The sequence below is a fragment of the Lacinutrix sp. WUR7 genome (assembly GCF_016864015.1).
Lineage (GTDB): Bacteria > Bacteroidota > Bacteroidia > Flavobacteriales > Flavobacteriaceae > Oceanihabitans.
Window position 1 is genome coordinate 2,057,374 of sequence record NZ_CP045067.1, and the last position, 26,008, is coordinate 2,083,381.

At 30.5% G+C, this 26,008-nt stretch carries 29 protein-coding genes and 1 pseudogene; 18 read left to right on the top strand and 12 right to left on the bottom strand.

Annotated elements, in window-relative coordinates:
- Window positions 1-3: 3 nt before the first annotated feature.
- From FG167_RS08920 to FG167_RS08935, 4 genes are all read left to right on the top strand, one after another.
- Window positions 4-783 (top strand): ABC transporter ATP-binding protein, encoded by a 780-nt coding sequence (locus FG167_RS08920; protein ID WP_239004360.1) that lies wholly within the window; start codon window positions 4-6, stop codon window positions 781-783.
- 104 nt (window positions 784-887) lie between these two features.
- The gene (locus FG167_RS08925; protein ID WP_203457976.1) at window positions 888-1,874 is read left to right on the top strand and encodes an MlaD family protein; all 987 of its coding nucleotides are present in this window, start codon (window positions 888-890) and stop codon (window positions 1,872-1,874) included.
- A gap of 11 nt (window positions 1,875-1,885) precedes the next feature.
- Window positions 1,886-2,374, top strand: coding sequence for a hypothetical protein (locus FG167_RS08930; RefSeq protein WP_203457977.1), 489 nt, complete (start codon window positions 1,886-1,888; stop codon window positions 2,372-2,374).
- A gap of 84 nt (window positions 2,375-2,458) precedes the next feature.
- Window positions 2,459-3,229: an RNA polymerase sigma factor gene (locus FG167_RS08935; protein ID WP_203457978.1), complete on the top strand. Its 771-nt coding sequence runs from the start codon at window positions 2,459-2,461 to the stop codon at window positions 3,227-3,229.
- Window positions 3,230-3,297: 68 nt separating this feature from the next.
- Here FG167_RS08935 and FG167_RS08940 read toward each other — a convergent pair whose 3' ends face one another.
- The 12 genes from FG167_RS08940 to FG167_RS08995 all read right to left on the bottom strand — a co-directional run bounded on the left by FG167_RS08940 (window position 3,298) and on the right by FG167_RS08995 (window position 12,111).
- Window positions 3,298-3,762 carry a pyridoxamine 5'-phosphate oxidase family protein gene (locus FG167_RS08940; RefSeq protein WP_203457979.1) on the bottom strand — a complete coding sequence of 155 codons (465 nt, stop codon included), beginning with the start codon at window positions 3,760-3,762 and terminating at the stop codon, window positions 3,298-3,300.
- Window positions 3,763-3,806: 44 nt separating this feature from the next.
- Window positions 3,807-4,313 carry a nicotinate-nucleotide adenylyltransferase gene (locus FG167_RS08945; RefSeq protein ID WP_203457980.1) on the bottom strand — a complete coding sequence of 169 codons (507 nt, stop codon included), beginning with the start codon at window positions 4,311-4,313 and terminating at the stop codon, window positions 3,807-3,809.
- A gap of 85 nt (window positions 4,314-4,398) precedes the next feature.
- Window positions 4,399-5,445: a metallophosphoesterase gene (locus FG167_RS08950; RefSeq protein ID WP_239004361.1), complete on the bottom strand. Its 1,047-nt coding sequence runs from the start codon at window positions 5,443-5,445 to the stop codon at window positions 4,399-4,401.
- A gap of 200 nt (window positions 5,446-5,645) precedes the next feature.
- Window positions 5,646-6,539, bottom strand: a complete 894-nt coding sequence (locus FG167_RS08955) for a mechanosensitive ion channel family protein (RefSeq protein WP_203457982.1) — start codon at window positions 6,537-6,539, stop codon at window positions 5,646-5,648.
- 9 nt (window positions 6,540-6,548) lie between these two features.
- On the bottom strand, window positions 6,549-6,845 hold the full coding sequence (locus FG167_RS08960; RefSeq protein ID WP_203457983.1) for a chaperone modulator CbpM: 297 nt from the start codon (window positions 6,843-6,845) through the stop codon (window positions 6,549-6,551).
- A gap of 2 nt (window positions 6,846-6,847) precedes the next feature.
- Window positions 6,848-7,744 (bottom strand): DnaJ C-terminal domain-containing protein, encoded by an 897-nt coding sequence (locus tag FG167_RS08965; RefSeq protein WP_055444499.1) that lies wholly within the window; start codon window positions 7,742-7,744, stop codon window positions 6,848-6,850.
- On the bottom strand, window positions 7,745-7,957 hold the full coding sequence (locus FG167_RS08970) for a hypothetical protein (protein ID WP_055444500.1): 213 nt from the start codon (window positions 7,955-7,957) through the stop codon (window positions 7,745-7,747).
- Between the two features lie 78 nt (window positions 7,958-8,035).
- On the bottom strand, window positions 8,036-8,713 hold the full coding sequence (locus tag FG167_RS08975; RefSeq protein WP_203457984.1) for an ABC transporter ATP-binding protein: 678 nt from the start codon (window positions 8,711-8,713) through the stop codon (window positions 8,036-8,038).
- Window positions 8,713-9,975, bottom strand: coding sequence for an FtsX-like permease family protein (locus FG167_RS08980; protein ID WP_203457985.1), 1,263 nt, complete (start codon window positions 9,973-9,975; stop codon window positions 8,713-8,715). Before FG167_RS08980 ends, FG167_RS08975 begins: the two co-directional genes overlap by 1 nt.
- On the bottom strand, window positions 9,975-11,054 hold the full coding sequence (locus FG167_RS08985) for an efflux RND transporter periplasmic adaptor subunit (RefSeq protein WP_203457986.1): 1,080 nt from the start codon (window positions 11,052-11,054) through the stop codon (window positions 9,975-9,977). The genes FG167_RS08980 and FG167_RS08985 overlap by 1 nt, the downstream gene beginning before the upstream one ends.
- Before the next feature lie 6 nt (window positions 11,055-11,060).
- Window positions 11,061-11,666 (bottom strand): WG repeat-containing protein, encoded by a 606-nt coding sequence (locus tag FG167_RS08990; protein WP_203457987.1) that lies wholly within the window; start codon window positions 11,664-11,666, stop codon window positions 11,061-11,063.
- 28 nt (window positions 11,667-11,694) lie between these two features.
- Window positions 11,695-12,111, bottom strand: a complete 417-nt coding sequence (locus tag FG167_RS08995) for a hypothetical protein (RefSeq protein WP_203457988.1) — start codon at window positions 12,109-12,111, stop codon at window positions 11,695-11,697.
- Between the two features lie 141 nt (window positions 12,112-12,252).
- On the opposite strand from FG167_RS08995, the gene FG167_RS09000 reads away from it, so the two are divergent.
- The 14 genes and pseudogenes from FG167_RS09000 to FG167_RS09065 all read left to right on the top strand — a co-directional run bounded on the left by FG167_RS09000 (window position 12,253) and on the right by FG167_RS09065 (window position 26,001).
- Window positions 12,253-13,494, top strand: coding sequence for a PAS domain-containing sensor histidine kinase (locus FG167_RS09000; protein WP_203457989.1), 1,242 nt, complete (start codon window positions 12,253-12,255; stop codon window positions 13,492-13,494).
- Window positions 13,494-14,546, top strand: a complete 1,053-nt coding sequence (locus tag FG167_RS09005) for a response regulator (protein ID WP_203457990.1) — start codon at window positions 13,494-13,496, stop codon at window positions 14,544-14,546. The genes FG167_RS09000 and FG167_RS09005 overlap by 1 nt, the downstream gene beginning before the upstream one ends.
- A 74-nt stretch (window positions 14,547-14,620) precedes the next feature.
- The gene (locus tag FG167_RS09010; protein WP_203457991.1) at window positions 14,621-15,466 is read left to right on the top strand and encodes a universal stress protein; all 846 of its coding nucleotides are present in this window, start codon (window positions 14,621-14,623) and stop codon (window positions 15,464-15,466) included.
- Window positions 15,467-15,739: 273 nt separating this feature from the next.
- Window positions 15,740-16,588 (top strand): universal stress protein, encoded by an 849-nt coding sequence (locus FG167_RS09015; RefSeq protein ID WP_203457992.1) that lies wholly within the window; start codon window positions 15,740-15,742, stop codon window positions 16,586-16,588.
- Window positions 16,589-16,602: 14 nt separating this feature from the next.
- The gene (locus tag FG167_RS09020; RefSeq protein WP_203457993.1) at window positions 16,603-17,445 is read left to right on the top strand and encodes a universal stress protein; all 843 of its coding nucleotides are present in this window, start codon (window positions 16,603-16,605) and stop codon (window positions 17,443-17,445) included.
- Window positions 17,446-17,454: 9 nt separating this feature from the next.
- A complete protein-coding gene (locus FG167_RS09025; RefSeq protein WP_203457994.1) occupies window positions 17,455-18,288 on the top strand; it encodes a universal stress protein in 834 nt (277 codons plus the stop codon).
- Between the two features lie 16 nt (window positions 18,289-18,304).
- Window positions 18,305-19,147, top strand: a complete 843-nt coding sequence (locus FG167_RS09030) for an ATP cone domain-containing protein (RefSeq protein ID WP_203457995.1) — start codon at window positions 18,305-18,307, stop codon at window positions 19,145-19,147.
- A gap of 12 nt (window positions 19,148-19,159) precedes the next feature.
- Entirely contained in the window at window positions 19,160-20,533 is a 1,374-nt protein-coding gene (locus FG167_RS09035) for an MBL fold metallo-hydrolase RNA specificity domain-containing protein (protein WP_203457996.1), read from the top strand.
- Between the two features lie 57 nt (window positions 20,534-20,590).
- Complete coding sequence (locus tag FG167_RS09040; RefSeq protein ID WP_203457997.1) at window positions 20,591-21,040, top strand: hypothetical protein; 450 nt, start codon at window positions 20,591-20,593, stop codon at window positions 21,038-21,040.
- Between the two features lie 207 nt (window positions 21,041-21,247).
- Window positions 21,248-23,284 carry a transketolase gene (locus tag FG167_RS09045; RefSeq protein ID WP_203457998.1) on the top strand — a complete coding sequence of 679 codons (2,037 nt, stop codon included), beginning with the start codon at window positions 21,248-21,250 and terminating at the stop codon, window positions 23,282-23,284.
- A 10-nt stretch (window positions 23,285-23,294) separates the two neighbouring features.
- Complete coding sequence (gene fsa / locus FG167_RS09050) at window positions 23,295-23,948, top strand: fructose-6-phosphate aldolase (protein ID WP_055444517.1); 654 nt, start codon at window positions 23,295-23,297, stop codon at window positions 23,946-23,948.
- 182 nt (window positions 23,949-24,130) lie between these two features.
- A complete protein-coding gene (locus tag FG167_RS09055) occupies window positions 24,131-24,721 on the top strand; it encodes a DUF6134 family protein (RefSeq protein WP_203457999.1) in 591 nt (196 codons plus the stop codon).
- Window positions 24,722-24,757: 36 nt separating this feature from the next.
- Window positions 24,758-25,537, top strand: a complete 780-nt coding sequence (locus FG167_RS09060; RefSeq protein ID WP_203458000.1) for a patatin-like phospholipase family protein — start codon at window positions 24,758-24,760, stop codon at window positions 25,535-25,537.
- A gap of 36 nt (window positions 25,538-25,573) precedes the next feature.
- Window positions 25,574-26,001, top strand: a pseudogene (locus FG167_RS09065) (RNA methyltransferase).
- The last annotated feature ends 7 nt before the right edge of the window (window positions 26,002-26,008 follow it).

Genomic DNA, 26,008 nt, shown 5'->3' on the forward strand with positions numbered 1-26,008 from the left:
ATTATGAGTACAAAACAAAACATAACGACACGAGAAGAAAACACAAGTGCCAAACCAATAATGTTAGAAATTAAGGATTTGAGAAAAAGCTTTGGTGATAATCATGTTTTAAATGGTTTTAATTTAAAATTGTTTGAAGGAGAAAATTTGGTTATTATGGGGAAATCAGGATCTGGTAAATCGGTGATGATTAAATGTTTGGTAGGCTTATTACAAGCAGATTCTGGAACCATAAAAATTATGGGAAAAGAAATTAATACGCGAAATCAAGCAGATCTAGATAAATTACATACAGAAATAGGATTTCTATTTCAAGGTAGTGCTTTGTATGACTCGATGACGGTTAGAGAAAATTTAGAATTTCCTTTACGAAGACATAAACGGAAATTGGATACAGCATCAAACATCGATGAGTTAGTAAAGGAAGCTTTAGAAAATGTAGGGTTATTACATGCTATAGATTTAATGCCAGCAGAGCTTTCAGGAGGAATGCAAAGACGTGTTGCATTGGCAAGAACCTTAATATTAAAACCTAAAATAATTTTATATGATGAACCAACCAGTGGTTTAGATCCTATCACATCTAAAGAAATTATTGAGCTTATGAGAAATGTGCAAAAGCAATATAAAACCTCTTCATTAATAATCACACATGATGTGGATTGCGCACGTGTTGTTTCCGAACGTATTATTTTATTAGTCGATGGTATTAATTATGCAGAAGGTACTTTTAAAGAATTAGCAACAGCTACAGATAGTCAAATAAAAGCTTTTTTTAAGTAAATTTATAAGCAAATTATGAACCGAACATGTTAATAGTATTTATCATTCCGTATTAGGATTAAAGGGATCAACATGTGCTAGTAAAAACACAATAAATATAACAGATGGAAAAATCAAATAGTCAAAAATTAAGATTAGGAGTCTTTGTTATTCTTGGGTCGCTTCTTTTTATTACTACCATATATTTTATAGGGGATCGTCAAAATTTATTTGGGAAAACCTTTACCATAAATTCTAATTTTAATAATGTAAACGGATTAATGCAAGGGAATAACGTGCGTTATTCTGGTGTAAATGTAGGTACTGTAAAAGGCATTTTAATGCTTGACGATAATACCATTCAAGTTACTATGGAAATCGAAGAAAAAATGATGCCCCATATTAAAAAGGACGCTATTGCAACAATTGGTTCTGATGGTTTAGTTGGTAATATGATTGTAAATATTACTCCAGGAGAAGGTGAAACTACAGTTGTATCTTCTGGTGATACCATTAAATCGTATTCTAAAATAGGAACAGATGAAATGCTTAATACACTTAGTACAACTAATGAAAATGCGGCTTTACTTACTTCAAAGTTATTAAATATAACCAATGCGATAACTAGCGGAAAAGGAACTTTAGGAATGCTTATTAATGACACGATTACATCTAACGAGTTGCAACAAACCATTCATTATTTAAAATTAACAAGCATGGAAGCTAATAAAACCATGAAAGATATTAATACCATAGTTAGTTCTGTAGATATAGAGAATAGTGTTGCAGGAGTTTTACTTAATGATGGAGAAGAAGCACAAAAAGTAAAAGATATGATTGCAAATTTAAACCAATCTAGTGAAGATATTAAAACGGTTATTGATAATTTAAATGAAACGGTTAATGGTTTTAAAGCAGGAGATGGCGCGTTTAATTATTTAACAAAAGATGAAGATGTTGTTAAAAGCCTAAAAGAATCTATTGATAATATAAATGAAGGTACAGACAAGTTTAATCAAAATATGGAAGCTTTAAAACATAACTTTTTGACACGAGGTTATTTTAAGAAATTAGAACGTCAGGAGAAAAAAGAAGCTGAAAAAGAGGATTAAAAATATATGTTATGAAAATTGAACATTTAGAAGAACGTATTAATGATTATAAAAAATCCATAGAAATTGTTGTTGAAAAAAAAATGCTATGGGAAACAACTACAAAAAAGAATCTTGTAGAAATCTTAACAACAATAACAAAGCAGTATCATATTGGCTGGAAAGTGCAGCAATTAAATTGGATTAATAGCAATGAAGCAGTAAATATTATTTTCGAGTCATTTCCTGCAGATTTAATTAGCAGTACCAATAAAATTCCTGCGTATCAATTTATTCCAGGAGCTGCATTAGTTTTTTCTCAATCTTATAATGGAGATATCTTCGTCTTTATTTTGTTTCCTATTATTGAAAATATGCCAATCGAAAACAGCTCCATAGATTTAGGTATTCTAAATCCCAAAGAAATTAACGAAAAAGTAATTGTAGAAAAAGTAGATGAATTTTTAAAGGAAATGATAAAATGGGATGTGCCATCCATTAAAAATAAGCTTGGCTATTAATTATAAATAATGGATAGTTAGGTATGATTAATGTCATTTTTTATGATCTTGATTTTTATTATTTTTATTTCAAATCTTGAAATTATGAAAACAGATATTAGTTATTACCAAAACAAACAAGAGTACCGTTTATTCGTACAACAGTCTTACACTAGTCTTCTTAAATTAAAGAATGAAGGAGATAAAGAGGCCTTTAATGCTTTGGTTTTAAAAATATTGCCAACCTTAAGAAATTATATAAATAGAAGCTTAAATGCTTTTATAAAAAACGGTAATTTTTCTAAAGGAAAATACAAAGGAGACGATATTATTGATCAGCTTTTTATTGAAATTTACGATCATATTGAAGATGTAAAACAGGAAAAAGATTTCTATGCTTGGTTGTATTTAAAAGCAGATGAAATAATGGAAGATATTAAAGTAGAAGAAGAATTTAATGAGTTTTTCTTCAAGAATATTGATACCTATTCAAAACCAGAATGGGACGCCATGGAAGAAAAATATACAAAGGATGCAGATGGAGATTTATTGCTAATAGAAGAGCTAAGCGATAGCTCTTATAACCATAACGATTATGAATTAAAACCTGTTTTTGTAGAAGATAATGAAGTTGCTTTTATAGATGAAATAGATAAACACCTAAAGCAAGACACGATAAAAAATCATACTGCTTTTGTAGTGAGTAATTTGCCTTTTGCAATGCGTCAAGTTTTTGAGTTGTTTACAAATGAGTACCTGTCGTTCGAAGAAATTGCAGTAGTAAGAAAATCTACAATAAAAGAAGTGAAGCAGTTGTTTCAAGATGCAAAACGTGCATTACAAGTCAGTTTGTTTAATAGATATTTAAACAATTAATATAGAATTGTATCCATAAAAAAAAGAGCTACATATTAGCTCTTTTTTTTATATCTCTATTTTAAATTTTACGCTTTAAAATCTAAACGTTTTTTACCTGTTATTTCTCCAATGTTTATTAAAAATACAGCAGGAATATCGTCCTTATAAATCTTACTAGAAAAGTCGCTAATAAAGTTGGCTTTACTTTGTTCTTTCTCTAAAATAATGTCTTTAATTCCTAAGGAGAATTTGTGTAAATAGGCTTTTGCATCACTCCCAAAATGTTGCTCAAATTTACCATGCACTAAGACAGATTTCCAATTGGTTACATTGTCAACATCTGCAACTAGCAAAGAAACTGTAGGGTTTTTACGCATCGCATTCATTTTGTGTCCATCTCCAGAATAGCATATTATCGCGTTGTTTTCTTTATCAAAAAAATAAGTAATAGGCACTACATAAGGTGCGCTGTTAAATATGTATCCTAACTGACCAATATAATTGTTTTCTAAAATATAATCGATTTCTTTTTTTTCTAAATTTTTAAACATAGCTATTTTGATTTAATTGTCAATGGTATTGATTTTTAGTGCTTTTAAAGAAAATTCCCTTCTGCATCTACTTTCACTTTTATACGCTTATCTCCATTAATTAAAGTGAGTTTATATTTTTTCTTCGCAATTTCACCTTCTTTATAGTTTACTAAATATACATCTTTTGTAATATCCCATTTTGGAAATCTTTTGAAAACAGCTTTTACTACAGAAATCGGTAAATCTATATCCTTAAATTTTTCAGCAGTTCTTAGAATATTCCCATCATTATCATACGTTGCAAGAATTTTTCCTTCAGGTATAATAAAATATACATCATAGAAATCATATTCATCCGTATAAACATCTAATGTTTTAATATCAAAATTTGCTGCTTTCAGTTCTAATTCTTCCACAGGAATGGCTAAGTCTTCAGCATCTGTGCCATTAATATATTTATAATTGGTATTTACCAATACAACTTCTTCTAATTCGGTGATTGTAGGCTCTTGAGCATATAAATGCATAGTTAAACCAAAAATAAATAAACCAAGAATTACTTTTTTCATGTTATTGGAATTTAAAGTTACTATTATATAGTATTAAAAGTATAAATACTATTTGAAGACGCCTATGATAAATATCAGTCTATGCCTACAGCTTTCTTTTTAATTCTATACATGTTATTTCTGGTCGCATACCAATTCTTCCAGGAAAGCCTAGCCAGCCCAAACCACGATTAACATAAAGGTATTGCGAGTGATGTTGGTATAAGCCAGCCCAATGTTTGTGTTTATATTTAATAGGACTCCATTCTTTCTTTTTAATTTTTATTCCTGCCTGCATGCCGTGTGTATGACCAGATAGGGTTAAGGCTATATCGGTTTTATCAATAACCTCTTCATTCCAATGTGTTGGATCATGAGATAATAATATTTTAAAAGGAATAGTTTGGACTTCGCTTAACGTTTTTTGTAAATCACCATATTTTTTAAACGGTGGATTTCCCCAGTTTTCAATACCAAGAATGGCTATTCTTTCTTTATTACGAGCAATTATATGTGCTTCATTTAATAAAAGATTAAAATCTATTTTGTTGAAAAACGCTTTTATCGTTTTAAAATTTGCTTCCTTTTCTTCTTCCGTATCCCAATTACTATAGTCTCCATAATCATGATTTCCTAAAATGGCATATTTACCTTTTTTTGCGGTTAGTTTTCCTAAGGTGTTTTCCCAACCATTTAATTCCCAAGCATAATTATTTACCAAATCTCCAGTAAAGCATATATAATCTGCATTTTCATGATTTATTTTTTTTACTGCCTTTTCTAATAGATGGTATCGATAATTAAAACTCCCTAAATGTAAATCCGAAATTTGTATGATTTTTAACCCGTCAAAAGACTTTGGAAGGTTTTTAAAAGTAACTTTTATATGATGTATTTTAAAATGATAAGCAGATTTAAATATCGCATTTACAATAACAAAAAAAGGTAGAAAACCAGAGAATAAACCTATCAAAGGAATCACAATAAGCGACTGTCTTTCTGTTAATATATAGTTTGAAAAATAGAGGATAGAAATTACAATTATAAAAATTATTTTAGGAATAAAAGAAGATACAGTAAGTCCGTATAAAGAAGATATAAGTAATTGTTTTTTCTTTTGGTCTACATGATCAAGTCTTATTTTTAAGACCATAATCGCTGTAATTAAACCTACTGTAAATACCCAAAAAAGTATATGAATTACTGTCGTTAAAAAGGGATATGGAATAAGTTGTGTAATTGATTGTAGCCAATAAAAAGCAAGGGAATCAATAACCAAAATTGCTAGGCATAGTAGGACTATTTTAAATATAGAATGGCTTCGCATAATCGTTTGAAAACTCTAAAAAATGGTTATTTTTTAATTTCTATTTCAGGTATTTTAATTAATTCAATAGTAGCAGATGCTAAAATGACTTTACCATTTGTAGCTTCAATTTCTTTTCTAATAATATCGTTTAATACGTGTTTTGTGTATCGTCTTTTTTTATAATCGACGATATATCTTAGATTAAATTGTATCCAATTGTCTGTTAATGTAGTTGCTAGTGTAGGTTCTACCATAGCATCTTCAACATAATATTTATTTACAACTTCCTTCCATTGGTCTTTAGATGCTTTCGTATATTCGGTAAGGGTACTTGTTGCTGCTCCTATAATTATAGTTTTCGCAAGTTCTATGTCAGAGCCATATCGTATGGGTAAATTAAACTCGTCCCAAATAAAAGGGAAATCTTTAGAGTAGTTATAAACCGGTCCTTTAAACACAAATGCATTGCTCAGTTTTACAATTCTACCGGTGTAATTATCACTTTCCACCCATTGTCCAATTTCCATCATGGTGGTGTAAATACTATCGACATCAATAACATCTCCTTTTATGCCATTAATTTCTATTCGATCTCCGGGTTCATATACTTTTACAATAAAGATATATACAGAACCTGCAATGCTTAATATTAACTCTTGTAGTGTAAATGCTAATCCTGCGGAAAGCAATCCTAGCGTAACGGTAAAGTCTTTAATGCTTCCAGTAAAATATAAAATGGTAATAAAGGCTAGTATAAAATAGCCTAGTAATTCTACACCTTTTTGCGACTTATATCTTACCGAAGTATTGGCAATATTTCGTTTTAAAAATCTTCTAATAAACTGAATACACAACAGTACAAATGCAACGATTATAATGTATTTAAGAATAATTTTTACAAGAGGATACTCTTGAAATAATTGCTGTATGTTCTCCATTATTGTGGTCTATAAATCTTCGTAAAGTCTTAATGTATTCTGAAGGGATATTACTTCACTTTGCAGGTTTTCTACACGTTCTAATAAATTATATACAGCATCTAAACCTTCTAAATTTATATTAAGATCAAAGTGCAAACGCATTAATTTTTCAAGCTCGTTAAGTTGTGTTGTTTTAATATAATTATCATCATCTGAAACCACAATCTCTATCAGTTCATAATCTTGTAAATCATTAATAAACGTTACTGGCACATTATAATGGGTACAAAAGGTGGTTATAGAAATTAAATCTGTTACTTCCATAATTATCTTAGTTTTTGAAGTTCTGTAAATAATTCTTTCTCTTTATCTGTAAGTTTTGTCGGCGTTTTTATTTGATAGGTTATGTATAAATCACCAAATTGTCCTGATTTTTTGTACTTCGGAAACCCTTTTCCTTTCAACTTCACTTTCGTTCCGTTTTGTGTTTCTGGTTTGACTGTTAACTTAACTTTACCGGTAAACGTGTCTACCATTAAATCGCCACCAAGCATTGCGGTGTATAAATCTAAATCTACAGTGGTATAAAGGTTGTCTTTATCTCTTTTGAATTTTGTGTGATTCTGAATAGAAAACTGAATTAGTAAATCGCCATTCGGACCACCATTAACACCTTTTCCACCATGCCCTTTAATCTTAATGGTTTGTCCGTTTTCTACACCAGCAGGAATAGTAATTCGTATGTTTTTATTATTTACAGTAAGTGTACGCTTGTGCTCTTCGTAAACATCTTTAAGATCTAACTGAAGTTCTGCATTAAAATCTTGGCCTCTAAATCTAGAATTTCCTTGGCTTCTTCTTCCTGAAGATTGACCTCCAAACATGTTGCCAAAAATATCTTCAAAATCTCTCTCGCTATAACCTCCAGAACCTCCTGCTTGCCCTTGATATGCTCTTTGTTGCTGTTGCTGCTGTTTTGCTTGTTCGTAGGCTTCCGAGTTTTGCCAATGCTCTCCATACTTATCGTATTTTTTACGATTTTCAGGATTACTCAATACTTCATTAGCCTCATTAATTTCTTTAAACTTCTTTTCCGCTTCTTTATCATTCGGGTTTAAGTCTGGATGATGCTTGCGTGCTAGTTTTCTGTATGCTTTTTTTATATCTTTTTCTGACGCTGTTTTAGAGACTCCAAGTGTTTTATAATAATCTATAGCTGCCATTTATTTCAATTTATGAGTTTCTATGTGGTGTTTTAGCTCTTGTTCTAAGGTTTCCAAATAATTTTGCAATTCTGGAATACCTACATGTGGATGTTCTTCCGAAGGAATTGTAACCGGTTCTTCTAATAAGAAAGTATACAATTCGGGATAATTAGTTTCTATATTAGTGGTTAATTGGGTAATCTGCCTATATAATTCTTGTTTTGTTTTCATACCTAACTATTTTAATAACTATAAATTTACTCATAAAAGTAATAGCTTTAACTGATTAATATCAGTTTGAGTAATTAATTATTCGTGAATTATTTTACCATCCTCCATCGTGATAATTCTATCGGTGCGATTGGCAAAATCTTCATCATGGGTTACAATTAATAAGGAAAGGTTTTCCTCTACACTTAGCTTTTTAAATATATTAAAGACATTATCTGCATTATGACTATCTAAGTTTCCTGTTGGCTCGTCACCCATAATTATTAATGGATTATTGATCAGTGCTCTTGCTATTGCAACACGTTGTTTTTCGCCACCAGAGACTTGAGATGCGCGCTTATGTGCCAAATGTTCGATGTTTAAAATTCTTAGTTTTTCAAGTGCATCTTTTTCAATTTCTTTAACGCTTTTTTCTCCTAGTTTTTTGGCAGGAAGCATGACGTTTTCTAATACGGTAAACTCTGAAAGTAAATAATGAAATTGAAATACAAAGCCAATATGTTTATTTCTAATTAGCGTTAATTTTTGTCTGCTGTCTCCCGTTATCAAATCGTTATTCAAATACAGTTCTCCTTCGTATTCTGTATCCATAGTAGATAAAATGTACAATAAGGTAGATTTTCCACAACCAGATTTTCCCATAATGGAAACAAATTCTCCTTTATTAATTTTAAAGTTAATATCCTTAAGCACATGAAAAAGCACAGGCTTTTTAAAGTATTTGTTTATATTTTTTGCTTCTAGAACTGTTTCCATTATTGTCCTCGTATTATTTTTACTGGATCTATTTTTTTTGCTTTTAGTGATGGCAAATAGCCTGCGAAAAAAGTAGAGATGATTGCAAAAGAAAAACCTATTACATAATACCAAACATTAAAATCAATAGGATACGTATCTACTTTGGCTAATGCTTCTGTTTTAAACGGAATAGTGCTAATTATATTTGTAAATATTAAGCCTATTAAGAGTCCTAGAGCACCACCAATGACACCAATTATCAACGCTTGACTCATGAAAATATACTGCACATCATTACCTGAAAAACCGATTGCTTTTAAAATGGCAATGTCATTCATTTTTTCATAAATAAGCATGCTTAAAATATTATATACACCAAAACCAGCAACTATTAATAAGGCTATAGAAACGGCGTAAGTAATAAGATTTCTAACATCTGTTCCTGTTTCAAATTGTGCATTTGCAGTTTTAATATCTATTGCCGTTACATTAAATTGTTGTTCTGTTTTTTTAGATAAGGGTAATGCTTTTTCGATATCATAAAGCTTCACATTAATATCTGTGATATAATTTTGTGCTTCCCCTAAAATACGTTGTACCGTTTTTAGGTTTACAAAACTTTGAATCGCATCAATATCAGAAACACCACTTTGGTAAAGCCCCACAATTTTTAAGGGGAATATATCTCCTTTTATAGTGCTTATTTGTACTCTGTCTCCAACAGATAATGCCATTTTTTTTGCAATACCAGAACCTAATAAAATACCGTTTTCTGTGTTTTTAAGTTTTTCTGGAGAACCTGCAATAATGTAATCTCTAAAATTAAATAATCGAGCTTCATCAATTGGTTGTATTCCTGTTAAGTTTCCAGCTATTTCAATAGATCCAGCTATGTAGAATATTTGTGTTTTTATTTGTGGTATGGCACCTTTTACATCTTCGTTTTTATTTAAAAATTGAATGATTGGTGAGGCATTATGGATTTTTTTCTGACTTAATTTAGGTTTAATAGAATGTACCACATTAAAGCTGTTTTTAAAAGCATCATATATATCTACTGGTTGCTTTTTTGAAGGTTCAATTTCATTATATATATGAATGTGAGGGGTTTGATTTAAAATTAAATCGTCCAACATATTATTTAAACCTGTCATAAAGCTAACCAAAGTAATGTATGCACCAATACCAAAAGTAACACCTAAAGCAGCAATGGCAGTAGACTTAAATTTGGTTAATAATTGCTTTTTTGCAATGTCTATTATGACGGTCCAGTTTACCATTATTCTGGTTTATAGATATAGGTGTCTTTGGTGATTCCGCTTAAGACTTCAATAAACTCCATGTTTCCTAAACCGGTAGTAATAGGTACTAAACCATCGTCGGTTTTCACTTGGTTATTATCTGTGATGTAATTTTTTGGAACCGTTAAAACTTTTTCCTTTTTAGATATTATAATGTTGGCTTCACCCGAAAGTCCTGGGTAAAGTACTTTTGGAGGATTTACAAATACAGCTTCCACTTTAAAGGTTTGGTTGCGTTCGTCTTTTTTAGGATATATTTTAGATACTTTTCCTTTTATTACATTACCACTATAAGCATCGAGAGTGATTAAAACATCTTGGTTTTTTACAATTTTAACAATGTCTACTTCATCTACTAACATATCCATGATAAATGTGGAGGCACTACCAATAGAGGCTACAGGTTCTATGGTATTTACTAATTCGCCAGATTCTTTGTAAAGCGCATATACTTTACCGTTTATAGCGCTTTTTACAGTAAAATCTTTCGTGCTAATTAATGACGTTTGATAGACATTATGTGCTTGTTTTACACTTGTGCTTAACTGGTTTTTAGTTTGATTATATTTGTTTTTAAGTACTGTTAAATTGTTTTTCGATAGTTGGTAGTTTAACTGTTTTGCATCAAATTCTGCTTTAGATCCTATGCTTTGTTTCCAAAGGTTTTGTTGTCTGAAAAAGTTAATAGAATCATTTTTATATTTTAGGTTAGCAGCTTCTATTTCATCTTTAATTCCGGCTAAAATGGCAGCGCTTCCATTGTAATTTTCTTTCGCTAAATCTAAAGATAGTTTCGCGTTTTGGGTATTTAAAATTGGTGTATTATTTATTATTTGAGCGATAGCTTCGTTTTTTTTAACGATATCCCCTTCTTCCACAAGATTCCTGTCTAAAATACCAGAAACAATGGCGTAAGCTTGGTATAAGCTATCCGGTTGTACCGTAACAGAAGTATATACAGATTCGGTTAAATCTTGTTCAATAGGAAGGATTTTATCTTCATTTTTAGAACAGGAAATACAAAAGAAAAGTATAGCAGGGACAAATAAATATCTCATGTAATGTTAGTCTATTTTTTTAAGATTCCATTGCTTGTTTTTTGTCATTACAGCTACTAGTTTTTCGGAAATGAACTGAGATGTAATCGCTGGTGCTTTCTTTAAATTTGTAGCGGATAATTCTACTGGAATTGCTTCTGTTAAATAGGTTTTAATCTTTCCGGAAGTATCTATAACAACTTGAAAATATTTGTATTCCACTATTTCCTTGTTAAGCAGATTATTTCTGCCTAAATCTACTTTAACTAATTCTAAAGCAATAGCGTAGTTGTTGTTAAAAGTAGTAGCATTTAAAAACTGAGGTTCAATAACGGTTTTTCCAGATGTATCGATAAAGCCATAATAGTTAATGCCATCTTTTTTTTGTTTGATTAAACATCTTTCGTTATTAAATATTGGATAGTTACCAGCTTCTGTTTTCGTTTCCACCACATCATCTCGAAAATCTATAACGACGGTACCTTCTTTATTTATAAATGCCCATTGGTTATCTTTTTTAATAGCGGCTAAGTCCTCATTAAATGTGGAAATGTAGTCTAAGTTTTCCATGGTTTGTGTAAACCCTAAAAGTGGGATTAGTAATAATGCGAATAGTGATATTAATTTTTTCATGATCTTATTATTTTTGATTATTTTAAAGTTATATATCTGTTTTCTTTAATTCAATTTCAAGTTTAGCAAGTAATATAAGTTCCGATTTATTTTTACCAGCAAAACTATTTGCTATCGCATTGGCAGTCTGTAATATTAACTGTTTAATAGCTTCTGTGAATAAATGGTTTTGTTCATTTTTATAATGTATAAAATCGGAGTAGCAGTTTTCTGCATCTAAATTGTTTTCACGATGCAGTAAATCGAAAACAAATTCCATTTGGTAAGCCGCATCAGAACCAAATTCATCCTCTAAACAATCTACTTTTAACCAATCTAATTTCACGATTTGTTTTAAGGTTTCAACCTCTAAAGGTGCCACATTGTTGTCTGCAGCAGCTATGGCGTAAAATAATTTTCCTAAGTTTTGATAAAAATTATGAGTTAATTTTTTTTTCTTTTTCATCTTTCACAGATTTGCAAGTATAAATCTAATTACTTGTTAGCGATTAAATTATGATATTAATCAGTTATTAGAATTAAATATGTATGGTTTAGCACATATAGTTTTGTATTTTTAAAGCAGTATTAAAACTTAGCGTTATATATGTTTAAAATAGATCAAGAGATTTTTAATGTACTTTTTGAAGCTGTTTCTGAAGGTGTGATTGTAGTAGACGAACAGCAGAATATTGTGTTTACAAACTCTTCGGCAGAGGTCATGTTTGGTTACCAAAAAGGAAAACTTTTAAACCAAACGTTAAGTATTCTTATTCCAAAAAACTATCATGCAGGACACGGAGCGCATTTTAATGGTTTCATGAAACACAAAGAAAGTAGGCCAATGGGAAGAGGTCGTGATTTGTATGGAGCACGAAAAGATGGAAGTAGTTTTCCTGTCGAGGCTGGATTAAATCCATTTGAAATGGATGGAGAAGGGTATATAATGGCTTTGGTAATTGATATTTCTGTACGAAAGCAACAAGAAATGGAAATCCAGCAATTAAATGAAGAGTTGGAAGAAAAAGTATCCCAAAGAACCAAAGAGTTAAGTACTACAATAGATAAATTAAAAGTTGTAAATATAGAGTTGGATGCAGAAAATAAAAAGCGAATTGAAGCGGAAAACAAAATAAAAAATGCACTTAAAAAAGAAATAGAACTTAACGAATTAAAAACGAAATTTCTATCGCTAGTATCTCATGAATTTAAAACGCCATTAAGTGGGATATTGACTTCTACAATGCTCTTAAGTAAATATAAACTAGAAGAACAACAAGAAAAAAGGGATAAGCATATAGAAACGATTACCAATAAAGTGCACTATCTTAATAATATTTTAAATGATTTTTTATCTATTGAAAAATTAGAAACGGGTAATGTTAATTATAAGGTGAGTACTTTTAAATTAAGTAAAGTGGTAAACGAAGTGGTTTATAGTGCTAATATGCTTTTAAAGCTTGGACAAAAAATTAGTTATCCAGAAAATATTGATCATATTTCGCTAACTCAAGACGAAAAAATTATTGAACTAGCATTGTCCAACCTAGTAAATAACGCTATTAAATACTCGCCAGAAAATTCTACTGTAAAAATTATTATTAGTCAAGATAACAAAAATACTAGCATTCAGATAGTAGATAATGGCATTGGAATTCCTGAAAAAGACCAAAAAAATATTTTTAATCGTTATTTTAGAGCCGAAAATGCATTGCTAACACAAGGAACAGGAATTGGACTAAACATAATTAAAACCCATTTTGAAAACTTAGGCGGATGCATAAACTTTAAAAGTGAAGAAAATAAAGGATCTACATTTATAATTACAATACCTAATATAGTCAAATAATGAACAATATTTTATTAATTGAAGATGATATCGTTTTAAGAGAAAACACAGCCGAACTTTTAGAACTTTCTAATTACAATGTGGTTACCGCTGCAAATGGTAAATTAGGAGTGGAAGCAGCAATTAAAGAGCTTCCAGATATTATAGTTTGCGATATAATGATGCCTGAACTAGATGGTTATGGTGTTTTAGAAGCATTATCTAAAAATGAAAGTACACAATACATTCCATTTATATTCTTATCTGCTAAAACAGAAAGAAAAGATGTTAGAAAAGGAATGGACCTTGGTGCAGACGATTATATCACCAAGCCCTTTGAAGAAGAAGAGCTTACAAGTGCTATAGAAAGTAGAATTGCAAGAGCTTCTATATTAAAAGATATAAGAGATAAGCAAAATAGCAATACGGAAGAAGAAGAAAATGAACTAAGAACATTAAATGATCTTAAAAACTATTTTGACGATAACGGCAAACCTTTTAGTTTTAAAAAAGGCGACGTCATATATAATGAAGGTCAAAACTCTAATTATATATTTTTAGTAACTAAAGGGGTTGTAAAGTGTTACAAATTTGATGAACAAGGAAAGGAACTAATAACAGCATTACACAAAGAAGATGATTTATTTGGTTACACTTCTTTTATTCAAAATATCCCATACCAAGAATCTGCAGGAGTTATTAAAGACGCAGAATTAGCTGGTATTTCTAAAGAACAACTTGCAGATGTTTTAAATAGTAATCATAAAATAACTTTAGAACTCATTCAATTACTCACAGACGATTTAAAAGGTGTAAAAAATCAATTGTTAGAAATGGCATACAGCTCTGTAAGTAAAAAAACAGCAAGCACTATTTTAAAATTTGCCGAAAAATTAAACAACAAACCAAATCAACCTATAAAAATTTCGCGTAGTGATTTATCCAGTGTTGCAGGTATTGCAACAGAAACTTTAATTAGAACCATGTCTAGTTTTAAAAAGCAAGGTTTAATTGAAATTGAAGGCAGAAATGTTACCATTGTTAACCTTGAAAAACTAAAGGAAATCGTTTAAAATGGTATCATTATGATATTCGTCATATTTTAAAAAGTGCATTACATTTAACTTTGTTTTAAAGTTGAATATCAATGAATAATATTTTATTACCAACAGACTTTTCAGACAACTCATGGAATGCAATTACTTATGCGTTAAATTTTTATGAGAATGCTGCATGTAACTTTTATTTACTTCATGTAAATGAACTAAGCGATATTGTGGTTAATGATTCTTCATATGATACTAGTCAAGAAACTATTCAAGAAGTATATAGTAAACCAACTAAAAAGAAGTTGGTAGCATTATTAAAAAAAATATCTGAAAAGATACCACACAATAATAATCATAAGCTTTACACTATTTCAGATAATAACTTTTTTATTGAATCTATTAGAGAACAGGTGCAAGAAAAAAAGATTGATGTCATTGTAATGGGAACCAAAGGTGCATCTGGATTAAAAAAATATATTACCGGTAGTAATACAGGCGATGTGATAACTAAAGTGAAGTGTACCACATTGGTGGTGCCAGAAAACGCAAAATATAACAAGATTGAAGAAGTTGCGTTCCCTACAGATTACTCCATAAATTACAACCTGCAAACCTTGTTGCCTCTTTCTAAAATATTAGATGCTAATTCTTCAAATTTAAGAATATTACACATTAGTAATGTAGATGAAAAACTAAATGTTAGTCAGCAACAAAACAAAGAGCTATTAGCAGATTATTTTAATAATAGTAAGTATAGTTTTCATAATCTAACCAATAAAAAAGTAGAAAATGCCATACAATGCTTTATAGAGTCTAGAAATATTGGTTTAATTGCAATGGTAGCAAAGAATCTTAATTATTTTCAGCAAATACTATTTCATAACAAAGTAGAAAATATTAGTTATCATACCGATATTCCGTTTTTAGTATTGCATGAAATATAACAATTAGAATAGGGAAACATTAGAGTTGAAAATAAAAATAAAACATGACAAAAGTCATAGTAAATTGCTTTTAATTAAAGTAATTTTATAATGTAATTTAAGGAGTATATGATGTTCATTATTAATTAAATTACTTGCTATTAATCCATGAAAAAGCCAGATTTTAATCTGGCTTTTTTTATATATAGTAATTCTTTGCTTTACTGATATTTGTCATTGTTTTATATAGCATGCATTGTTACATTTAGTTAATTAAATATAAACAATATAGCTATGATAAAGATACTGGTTCCAACCGATTTTTCAGACAATGCAATGAATGCTATTGCCTATGCATTAGAGTTTTTTAAATACCAAAAAACAGAATTCTATTTTATGCATGCTTATGAAGCAGAAGTGTATAATCATAAAGATTTAGTAAATAGAACAGATTTTAGTGCTATTGTAGAAAGCGTTAAACAGCAATCTGAAGAAAACTTAGCAAATCTGTTGGCAAAGGTAAAAGAAATTTCTCCAAACCCCAGATTCACTTATTTTACCATATCTGCATATAATTCCTTACTTGACCAATCCGATATAATTGTAGATAGTAAAAATATAGACCTTGTTGTTATGGGAACAAAAGGAAAATCTAATCACAGCCACCTAACCTTTGGAAGCAATACATTACAGGTTTTAAAATATGTGCAATGTCCTGTGTTGGCTATTCCTCAAAATTATAGCTATGAGAAGCCTAAACATGCATTGTTTCCTACAAATTACTTAATACCTTATAAAAGAAGAGAGTTAAAATTACTCTGTGATCTCCTTTCTCCTTATAGAACAAAAATAGATATGCTTTATGTGTCTAAAATTAACAAATTGTCTTTCCGACAAGAAGATAATAAAGCATTTATTGAAGAAACAATATGTGAAAATAAAATTAGCTATCATACTACAGATAGTAAGAAAATTGAAACTGCGATTAATACTTATGTTACCGATAATAATATAGATTTTTTAATCCTGGTAAATACACAGCATTCTTATTTAGAAAATATATTGTTTCAATCTACAATAGATAAAATAAGTTTAAAAATATCAATTCCATTATTGGTTTTGCAAAACCTAAGACGCGAATAATAAAAATAAATATCATGAAAAAAATATTATTACCAACCGATTTTTCAGAGAATGCAATGAATGCTATTGTTTATGCATTAAAGTTGTTTAAAGATGAAGAATGCACTTTTTATATTTTAAATACATACACGCCAGTTGTTTATCAAATGGAGTTTATGCAAGCTAGTTCAGCACAATTTGAATTATTAGATATTGTAAGGAACAGTTCTTTAAATGGTTTGTCTGCGATTAAGGATGAGATACATAAAACGTATTTTAATGCGAAACATACCATTGAAACGATTTCTACATTTAACAGCTTAATCTCTGAAATAAAAGAACTTGTGAAATCTAAGAATATAGATATGGTTGTTATGGGAACACAAGGAGCATCAGATGTAAAAGGTGTTCTATTTGGTTCTAATACAATACATGTTATTAATTCTGTGAAGTCACCAGTTTTAGCTATTCCAAGTGGCTTTTATTTTGAAGCACCTCATGAAGTATTATTTCCTTCAGATTATGAAGTAGATTTTCAAGATAGTCAAATACTACCAATAGTCAATTTGGCTTCTCAATATCATTCTCGAGTGAATATTCTTCATGTGAATTTTGGAGAAGCGCTTTCCAAAAAACAACAAGTAAACAAAGCGAAACTAGAGGGGTATTTTAAAAATGTTGCGCATCTATTTCATGATGTTAAAAATAAAAACATCGATGAAGCGATTAATGAATTTCAAAGAAAATCTAGAATTAATCTATTGGTAATGATCAATAATAAACATTCTTTTTTTGAAAACATATTCTTTAAATCCACAATAAAACGAATAGGATTCCGACTAACTACTCCGTTTTTGGTAATACCTTCTAAACAATAAATTTTAAAAATGAAAACAAAGATATTATTACCTACAGATTTTTCAGATAATGCATGGAGTGCCATAGTATATGCATTAAAGTTATATGCAAATGAGTCTTGCGTATTTTACTTTCTTAACACTATAGATAATGAAGCATTGCATAGAAGAAGCTTAGTAACAGGGCATTTTTTGGAGGAATTAAAGCAGGAAGCAACTAAAAATTTATTAGAACTAAAGGAACAAGCCAGTGTTTCTAATGCGAATGAAAATCATGAATTTGAAGTTGTTTTATGTTCCGAGAAGATAGAAGTTGCTATTAAAAAGAATATAGAAAAGCATCATATTAATATGGTGATTATGGGAACCAAAGGAGCATCAAAAAATGAAAAGGTGCTTTTTGGAAGCAACACGGTTCATGTTTTAAATAAAGTAAAAACGTGTCCGATTATGGTAGTTCCAGATGAGTTTGATTTTGTAAAACCAACCCAAATTGCTTTTCCAACAGACTATAATCGTTTTTATAAAGGTGAAGAAATTCAAGTGTTGCGAAACCTAACCGAATTGTATAATTCTAAAATTAGAATTGTGCATATTGAAGAAGAAAAAGAACTAAACCAAGTACAACGATATAATATTAATGAATTAGACGAATACTTAAATCAAGTAGAACATAGTTTTCATTGGATGCCTAATTATGCTAAAAAAGCAACTGTAATTAATGATTTTATTGAAGAACTAAACATTAATATACTTGTTATGGTAAATTATAAACACAGTTTTATTGAAAGTATTATTAACGAGCCTGTTCTTAAAAAGATAAGTTTTCATCCTATCATACCTTTTTTGGTGATTCCAGAATAATTTAAAACTTTAATTAATGGATAATGTAGACATGGATATAATAAAATCTTCAGGAGAAAAAGTGAAATTCTCCTTGAATAAATTGCGTAATTCTTTGCAACACACAGGAGCAGATAATGAAACAGTTAGTAAGATTTTAAATGTTGTTAGAGATGAATTGTATCAAGGTATTTCCACCAAAGAAATCTATAACAGAGCCTTTGCATTATTAAAAAAGAAACACAGTTATTTCGCTTCAAAATACAAGCTAAAAAAAGCAATATATGAACTAGGTCCTACAGGGTTTCCTTTTGAAAATTTTATAAGTGCTATTTTAAAATACTCTGGTTATAAAACAACAACAGGAGATATTATACAAGGGGATTGTGTGAAGCACGAAATTGATGTGTTAGCACATAAAAATAATGAGACAACATTAATAGAATGTAAGTTTCATAATGAGCAAGGTCTTAACTGTAATGTTAAAATTCCGCTATATATCAACTCAAGATATATAGATGTTAGAACCCATTGGAATGGGAATAAAAATAATGCTTCTAAAATAACTAGTGGTTGGGTGGTTACAAATACGCGTTTTACAGAAGATGCAACCCAGTTTGGTAAATGTGCAGGTTTATACTTGTTAAGTTGGGATTACCCTAAAAATGATGGGTTAAAGGATCGAATAGATAGACTAGGACTTTATCCAGTAACCGTATCTACGCTATTAACCAATAGAGAAAAACAATTCTTACTAAGTAGAGATGTTGTTTTATGTAGAGATTTGTTAGATGATGCTTTCTTTTTAGATCATTTAGGGATTTCAGAAATAAGAAAAACTAAAATATTACAAGAAATTAAAAAACTTTGTAATAACTAAAATAATAAAATCATGTCAGATTATGCTAAAATAACATTCTTAGGTGCAGCAGGAACAGTTACAGGATCCAAATACTTATTAGAAGCTTTTGGGAAAAATATACTTATAGATTGTGGTATGTTTCAAGGTCTTAAAGAACTTCGGGAACGCAATTGGGAGAACTTGCCAGTAATAGTAGAAGATATAGATGTCGTTTTACTAACCCATGGACATTTAGATCACGTTGGTTATTTACCAAGGTTGTTAAAACAAGGATTTAAAGGGAAAATAATTGGCACAGCTCCAACATTAGCAATAGCCGAAATCATACTTAAAGATAGCGCTAAAATTCAAGAAGAAGAAGCCGATAAAGCAAATAAAGAAAAGTTTACAAAACACCATCCAGCGCTTCCTTTTTATACTATTAAAGATGCCGAAAGAACCATAATGCACTTTCAAGTGGAGGTGCCAGATAAATGGATTTCGTTTACCGACAATATTTCGTATCGTTTTCAGTATAACGGACATATTATTGGAGCAACTTTTATCGAGTTAGATATTAACGGAAAACGTTTCGTTTTTTCTGGAGATATCGGTAGAACAGATGATTATTTATTGAACGATCCTAAAAAACCAGAATGGGCAGATTTTCTATTTATTGAAAGTACCTATGGAAACAGATTACATCCTAAGGAAGATGTAGAAGCTGTGCTTTCAGAAATAATAAAAGAAACCATACATAAAAATGGAAACCTAATTATTCCAAGTTTTGCCGTAGAGCGCCTGCAAACACTAATGTATATTCTTTGGAAACTATATAAAGAAAATAAAATTCCAAATATTCCAATTTTTGTGGATAGCCCTATGGGAAATAACGTTTTAGATGTTTTTAAACGTTTTCCTAAATGGCATAAATTATCGCTGGCAGATTATAAAGCCATGTGTAATCATGTGAATATTATTCAATCATACAAAGAAACTTGGCAGACCATAGATGATAAAAGATCTAAAATAATTATTGCAGGAAGTGGTATGGTAACTGGTGGACGTGTTTTAACTTATTTGCAACAACTAATAGATCATGCTTCAACAACCGTACTTCTGGTTGGTTATCAGGCAGAAGGAACTCGCGGACGACAGTTGGAAGAAGGTGCACATGAAATTAAATTTTTCGGAAAATATTATCCGGTAAAAGCAACCATTAAAAAGATAGATAGTCTTTCTGCCCATGCCGATCAAAACGATTTAATAAACTGGATGAGCAATATCAAAAATGCTCCAGAAAAAATATATCTAATTCACGGAGAGCCCACAGCATTGGATGCTTTTAGAGTGAAAATTAAAGATACTTATAACTGGAATGCTACAATTCCGAAACTTTTCGATTCTGAACAAACCTTGATTTAAACGTATTAGAAACATGCTTTAAAATCGATTTTTTTTAACTTTTTAAAATAAAATATTATGATAACTACAAAAACACAAGAGAAATACTTAGAACTAATGAATGCTACAGAAATGCATGAAGCATCTAAAAAATGGTATTCCGAATTAAGCTTCATTAAAGACGAACAACTCTTTTTTGATGATTTAGTAAAAACCTATACCCTACAATTAATAGACAAAAATGAATTTGCAAATAATAAAGAAATTGTTGATGTTTTAAACCGATCACAAAAAAGAAACGACGAGCTTTTAGAGATTGTTCAAACACATATCAATGATTTAGAGCTTTTAGTAGATAATGTAAAACAGCCAAAAGAAGAATTAGGGTATAAAAAAGAGCATAAAGAACTTATTAAAGTGATAAGCGAATTTTTTATCGACTATAAAAATCTGAAAATGCAATTGTTTGAAATTTTTAAAGGGATACTAAAAGATGAAAAGCAAATGCGTTTACTAAATAGAGAATAAATCTAAGGATTTCATTTTTGCTATTTTAATACTCGAAACAAGGCTTTCCGTTTTTATTTTATTAGAACGAATAGAAGATGTTTATAAAATGGTAATAACCTTAATAATTTATAGGAGATTAACTATTAATTTCATGAAATAATCAGCATCTTTGTATCGTTAATTAAATAAATTATTAAGTTTATTAAACGTATTAAAATATAAAAAATGAACAAGCAAATTGACCAACAAGCAGCAGATAACATAAGAGCCTTGGCAGTAGCCATGGTAGAAAAAGCCAAATCAGGACATCCTGGTGGTCCAATGGGTGGAGCAGATTTTATGCATATTCTGTATTCCGAATTCTTTAACTACGATCCATCAGAAATGACATGGCCTTTTAGAGATCGCTTTTTTATGGATGCTGGTCATTTATCTACTTTAATGTATGCGCAGTATTATCTTTTAGGAAACTACAAAAAAGACGATTTAGCAAACTTTAGACAATGGGGTTCTAATACTCCTGGTCATCCAGAAGTAGATGTTGCAAGAGGTGTAGAAAATACTTCTGGACCGTTAGGTCAAGGACATACTATGGGAGTTGGTGCTGCAATTGCTGCAAAATACCTTCAAGCTCGTTTTGGAGAATGGATGAATCATAAAGTATATGGTTTTATCTCTGATGGTGGAATTCAAGAAGAAATATCGCAAGGAGCAGGAAGAATTGCTGGTCATTTAGGACTGAGTAATTTTATTATGTTTTTCGATTCTAATGATATTCAATTATCTACTTCTACAGATGAGGTAACTTCAGAAAATACCGCAATGAAGTATGAAGCTTGGGGTTGGAAAGTAGTTACAATTGATGGTCATAACCATGACGAAATTAGAAAAGCATTAACAGATGCAAATAACGAAACAGAAAAACCGACTTTAATTATTGGTAAAACAATAATGGGTAAAGGTTGTGTTACTGCAGATGGAAGTAAGTATGAAGGTCACTGTGAATCTCACGGACAACCAATAAGTAATACAGATGCAGATTACGAAAAAACATTATTGAATTTAGGTGCTAATCCAGAAAGTCCTTTTGATATTTATGAAGATGTTCAGGCATTTTATAAAAACATTGTAGCTGAAAAAACGGCGAAAGCAGCAGAGAAGAAAGCTGAAATTACTACATGGAGAAATGCAAACGAAGCATTAGCGACTAAATTAGACTTCTTCTTGTCTGGTGAGTTACCAGAATTAGATTTTTCAACTATAGAACATAAAGCAGGATTGGCAACAAGAGCTGCTTCTTCTGGAGTGCTAGGTTATTTGGCGGAAAATGTAGAAAACATGATTGTTTCTTCTGCAGATTTATCCAATTCAGATAAAACAGATGGTTTCTTAAAGAAAACACACGCAATACAAAAAGGTGATTTTACAGGTTCTTTCTTGCAGGCAGGAGTTGCAGAATTAACGATGGCTTGTGTAGCAAACGGATTGGCATTACACGGAGGAGTTATTCCTGTAGTAGCAACATTCTTTGTGTTCTCCGATTATATGAAACCAGCAATTCGTTTAACTGCTCTTCAAGAATTAGGTGTAAAATATGTTTGGACACATGATGCGTTTAGAGTAGGTGAAGATGGACCAACACACCAACCAGTGGAGCAAGAAGCGCAAATACGTTTATTAGAGAAATTAAAAAATCATAGTGGAGATCCAAGTTTCTTAGCGCTACGTCCTGCAGATTCTGCAGAAACTAACGTTGCTTGGAAAATGGCTTTAGAAAACAAAAGCAGACCTACAGGTTTAATTTTATCTAGACAAGGTATTAAAGATATAGAACCTCAAAAAGATTCTAGATATAACGAAGCTTTAGCTGCCGAAAAAGGTGGTTACTTAGTGAAAGAAGTAGCAAATCCAGATGTGGTTTTAATAGCAAACGGATCGGAAGTTGCAACATTATTTGCTGCAGCAGAAATATTAGAAAAAGAGAATAATTTAAAAGTGAATATCGCTTCTGTAATTTCAGAGGGTGTTTTTAGATTACAATCTAAGGAATATCAAAACAGCGTGATTCCTAAAGACAAACCATTATTTGGTTTAACAGCAGGTTTACCAGTAAATTTAGAAGGTTTAGTTGGTGATTCTGGTAAAGTTTTTGGTTTAGATCACTTTGGTTATTCTGCACCAGCAAAAGTATTAGACGAGAAATTTGGCTTTACTGGAGAAAAAGTAAGCAAACAAGTATTAGAATATTTACAAACCGTATAACATAATAAATATGAAATTTTTTATAGACACTGCAAACCTAGACCAAATTAAAGAAGCACAAGATTTAGGTGTTTTAGATGGGGTAACAACCAATCCGTCTTTAATGGCGAAAGAAGGAATTACCGGAGCAGAGAATATTTTAAACCACTACAAAAAGATTTGTGAAGTAGTAGAAGGCGATGTTTCGGCAGAAGTTATTGCTACAGATTTTGATGGTATGGTAAAAGAAGGGGAAGCTTTAGCTGCATTACACCCACAGATTGTTGTAAAACTTCCTATGATTGCAGATGGTGTAAAAGCTTGTAAGTATTTTTCAGATAAAGGAATTAAAACCAACGTAACTTTAGTGTTTTCAGCAGGACAAGCATTATTGGCTGCTAAAGCTGGAGCAACCTATGTTTCTCCATTCTTAGGAAGATTAGATGATATCTCTACTGATGGTTTAAACCTTGTAGATGAAATTAGAATTATTTATGATAATTACGGATTTCAAACACAAATTTTAGCAGCATCTATTCGTAATACGATGCACGTGATTAACTGTGCTAAAATAGGAGCAGATGTAATGACTGGGCCTTTATCTTCTATTACAGGATTATTAAAACACCCTTTAACAGATAGTGGTTTAGCTAAGTTTTTAGAAGACTATAATAAAGGAAACTAAAACAATATTCCTTATTTTTTAATAAGAAGAATATTGTCGTATTAAAAGCAGGTTGTAATCTAATTTACATCCTGCTTTTTTGTTTTGTGAAAAGAGATAATTAATGGTAAATATATGTTATTAGTAGTTTTCTAATAAATTAATTTCGGTAATTTGTAGTCCAATATTAAAAGTTGTTTTCCATGATTTGGTACTTGATCATATTCCATGTTTTATCTTTTCATAATCTAAATTTAAATACAAATGATACCCATTTAAAATTCGATATCGTTTTAAAAGAAAAGATTGTAGGGCAGCTTCAGGCGTCCAAAACCTTTAAAGATTCTAAAATTCATTATCAGAGTGCTACTAATATCAGTACTAGGTTTATAACAGATCTTTCTGTAAATTATAAATACAATGTGGTTTTTAATAATCACAATTTAAAAAAGGCAGATGTTTATATCACAATAAATAATAAACCACATGCAGAAACAAGCACAGAGTGGCAAGGAGATCATTATCTAATTAAACAAAATGATGATAAAGCAAGGTTTTATGATGAAACCATTAATTACAGTACTATTTTAATGTATTTTGAGGAACCAAAAGATGTTGTTTCTTGTTTTTCGGAAGAAGATGGAAGTATAAATACCATTATTCCTTTAGGAGATCATACCTATAAGAAGGTAAACGCTAAAGGAAAAGAAAACATTTATTACTATAAAAAAGGAAAGCTTATCAGAGCAGAAATTGATGGCGGATTAATTAGCTTTCAAATGATAGCCAAATAGATGTAGTTATTAAGTAGTGAGTAAATTCTCAGAAAAATGAATATAGGATTAGTTTTATCCGGTGGCGGAGTTCGAGGAGTAGCGCATATTGGAGCTATAAAAGCATTAGAAGAAGCAGGAATATATCCTACGCATATCTCTGGTACAAGTGCAGGCGCAATAGTTGGCGGTCTGTATGCTGCAGGTTTAAGTTGGCAAGAGATACTGCACTTTTTTAAAACAATACCTATTTTTAGAACCAATAAATTTACCTTTAAAAAACCAGGTTTTATCGATACCGAAAAACTAGCAGAGGAGTTTAATAGTTGTTTTCCCGAAGATGATTTTAATAGTTTAAAAAAAGCGCTATTTGTTACAGCTACTAATATTGAAACAGGAAAAATAAAAGTCTTTAACTCTGGCGAATTAATAAAACCAATACTCGCATCTGCTTCTTTTCCAGGTGTTTTTACTCCTGTTACTATTGAAAAATCCCATTATATCGATGGAGGAGTGCTAAATAATTTTCCAACAGAACCTTTAAAAGAGTTATGTGAAACTATTATTGGTGTGTATGTAAATCCTTTAAAACCAATTAAAGCGAAAAGCTTAAGGCATTCCTATTCCGTGCTAGAAAGAGCATATAAAATTATGGCTGAATCGCATGCTATAGCAAAGTTTTCAGATTGCAATCTGGTAATATCACCAGAAGAATTAATCCGTTTTAGTACTTTTAATATGAAAAGTATGGACGCTATATTTGACCTTGGCTATAATAGTACCAAAGAAAAATTAGCAAATAATGCCTTTCCTTTAAAAGGAATTATAAAAGGTTAATTTTCTAATTTATCCATAAAATTTTACTTTTGTAAAATGGTAGATAATTTTGAAAATGAATATTTCGGAATCGGAATTCAAAACGGAAAACCCCCCGAAAACTTAGGTGTACTTTGGCGAACAGCTCAAAATCTAGGAGCGAGTTATATTTTTACAATAGGAAATAGATATGCTAAACAAGCTTGCGATACACACAATGCGGTAAAGGCAATGCCATATTTTCATTATGATACCTTCGAAGATTTTTATAACAATATCCCAAAAGGAGCTAGGTTGGTTGGTGTAGAGTTAGACCCAACAGCTGTGCTTTAGAAACCTTTCATCATCCTAGACGTTGTGTGTATTTATTAGGCGCAGAAGATCATGGGTTATCGAAACAAGCCATAGAAAAAAGCCATTTCTTGGTTAAATTTAAATCGCAATTAAGTCTAAATGTATCCGTTGCAGGAAGTATTGTTATGTAAGATAGAG

Bases quoted from the DNA above. Each gene is read 5' to 3' on its own strand.
- FG167_RS08975 (WP_203457984.1), bottom strand. From the start codon at position 8,713: ATGGAAACAGTTCTAGAAGCAAAAAATATAAACAAATACTTTAAAAAG.
- FG167_RS09020 (WP_203457993.1), top strand. From the start codon at position 16,603: ATGAAAAAAATATTATTACCAACCGATTTTTCAGAGAATGCAATGAAT.
- FG167_RS08930 (WP_203457977.1), top strand. From the start codon at position 1,886: ATGAAAATTGAACATTTAGAAGAACGTATTAATGATTATAAAAAATCC.
- FG167_RS09030 (WP_203457995.1), top strand. From the start codon at position 18,305: ATGGATAATGTAGACATGGATATAATAAAATCTTCAGGAGAAAAAGTG.
- FG167_RS08980 (WP_203457985.1), bottom strand. From the start codon at position 9,975: ATGGTAAACTGGACCGTCATAATAGACATTGCAAAAAAGCAATTATTA.
- FG167_RS09025 (WP_203457994.1), top strand. From the start codon at position 17,455: ATGAAAACAAAGATATTATTACCTACAGATTTTTCAGATAATGCATGG.
- FG167_RS09005 (WP_203457990.1), top strand. From the start codon at position 13,494: ATGAACAATATTTTATTAATTGAAGATGATATCGTTTTAAGAGAAAAC.
- FG167_RS08925 (WP_203457976.1), top strand. From the start codon at position 888: ATGGAAAAATCAAATAGTCAAAAATTAAGATTAGGAGTCTTTGTTATT.
- FG167_RS08970 (WP_055444500.1), bottom strand. From the start codon at position 7,957: ATGAAAACAAAACAAGAATTATATAGGCAGATTACCCAATTAACCACT.
- FG167_RS08920 (WP_239004360.1), top strand. From the start codon at position 4: ATGAGTACAAAACAAAACATAACGACACGAGAAGAAAACACAAGTGCC.
- FG167_RS09055 (WP_203457999.1), top strand. From the start codon at position 24,131: ATGATTTGGTACTTGATCATATTCCATGTTTTATCTTTTCATAATCTA.
- FG167_RS09015 (WP_203457992.1), top strand. From the start codon at position 15,740: ATGATAAAGATACTGGTTCCAACCGATTTTTCAGACAATGCAATGAAT.
- fsa (WP_055444517.1), top strand. From the start codon at position 23,295: ATGAAATTTTTTATAGACACTGCAAACCTAGACCAAATTAAAGAAGCA.
- FG167_RS08960 (WP_203457983.1), bottom strand. From the start codon at position 6,845: ATGGAAGTAACAGATTTAATTTCTATAACCACCTTTTGTACCCATTAT.
- FG167_RS08945 (WP_203457980.1), bottom strand. From the start codon at position 4,313: ATGAAAAAAGTAATTCTTGGTTTATTTATTTTTGGTTTAACTATGCAT.
- FG167_RS08965 (WP_055444499.1), bottom strand. From the start codon at position 7,744: ATGGCAGCTATAGATTATTATAAAACACTTGGAGTCTCTAAAACAGCG.
- FG167_RS09010 (WP_203457991.1), top strand. From the start codon at position 14,621: ATGAATAATATTTTATTACCAACAGACTTTTCAGACAACTCATGGAAT.
- FG167_RS08950 (WP_239004361.1), bottom strand. From the start codon at position 5,445: ATGGTCTTAAAAATAAGACTTGATCATGTAGACCAAAAGAAAAAACAA.
- FG167_RS09060 (WP_203458000.1), top strand. From the start codon at position 24,758: ATGAATATAGGATTAGTTTTATCCGGTGGCGGAGTTCGAGGAGTAGCG.
- FG167_RS09000 (WP_203457989.1), top strand. From the start codon at position 12,253: ATGTTTAAAATAGATCAAGAGATTTTTAATGTACTTTTTGAAGCTGTT.
- FG167_RS08955 (WP_203457982.1), bottom strand. From the start codon at position 6,539: ATGGAGAACATACAGCAATTATTTCAAGAGTATCCTCTTGTAAAAATT.
- FG167_RS08940 (WP_203457979.1), bottom strand. From the start codon at position 3,762: ATGTTTAAAAATTTAGAAAAAAAAGAAATCGATTATATTTTAGAAAAC.
- FG167_RS08985 (WP_203457986.1), bottom strand. From the start codon at position 11,054: ATGAGATATTTATTTGTCCCTGCTATACTTTTCTTTTGTATTTCCTGT.
- FG167_RS08995 (WP_203457988.1), bottom strand. From the start codon at position 12,111: ATGAAAAAGAAAAAAAAATTAACTCATAATTTTTATCAAAACTTAGGA.
- FG167_RS09045 (WP_203457998.1), top strand. From the start codon at position 21,248: ATGAACAAGCAAATTGACCAACAAGCAGCAGATAACATAAGAGCCTTG.
- FG167_RS08935 (WP_203457978.1), top strand. From the start codon at position 2,459: ATGAAAACAGATATTAGTTATTACCAAAACAAACAAGAGTACCGTTTA.
- FG167_RS08990 (WP_203457987.1), bottom strand. From the start codon at position 11,666: ATGAAAAAATTAATATCACTATTCGCATTATTACTAATCCCACTTTTA.
- FG167_RS09040 (WP_203457997.1), top strand. From the start codon at position 20,591: ATGATAACTACAAAAACACAAGAGAAATACTTAGAACTAATGAATGCT.
- FG167_RS09035 (WP_203457996.1), top strand. From the start codon at position 19,160: ATGTCAGATTATGCTAAAATAACATTCTTAGGTGCAGCAGGAACAGTT.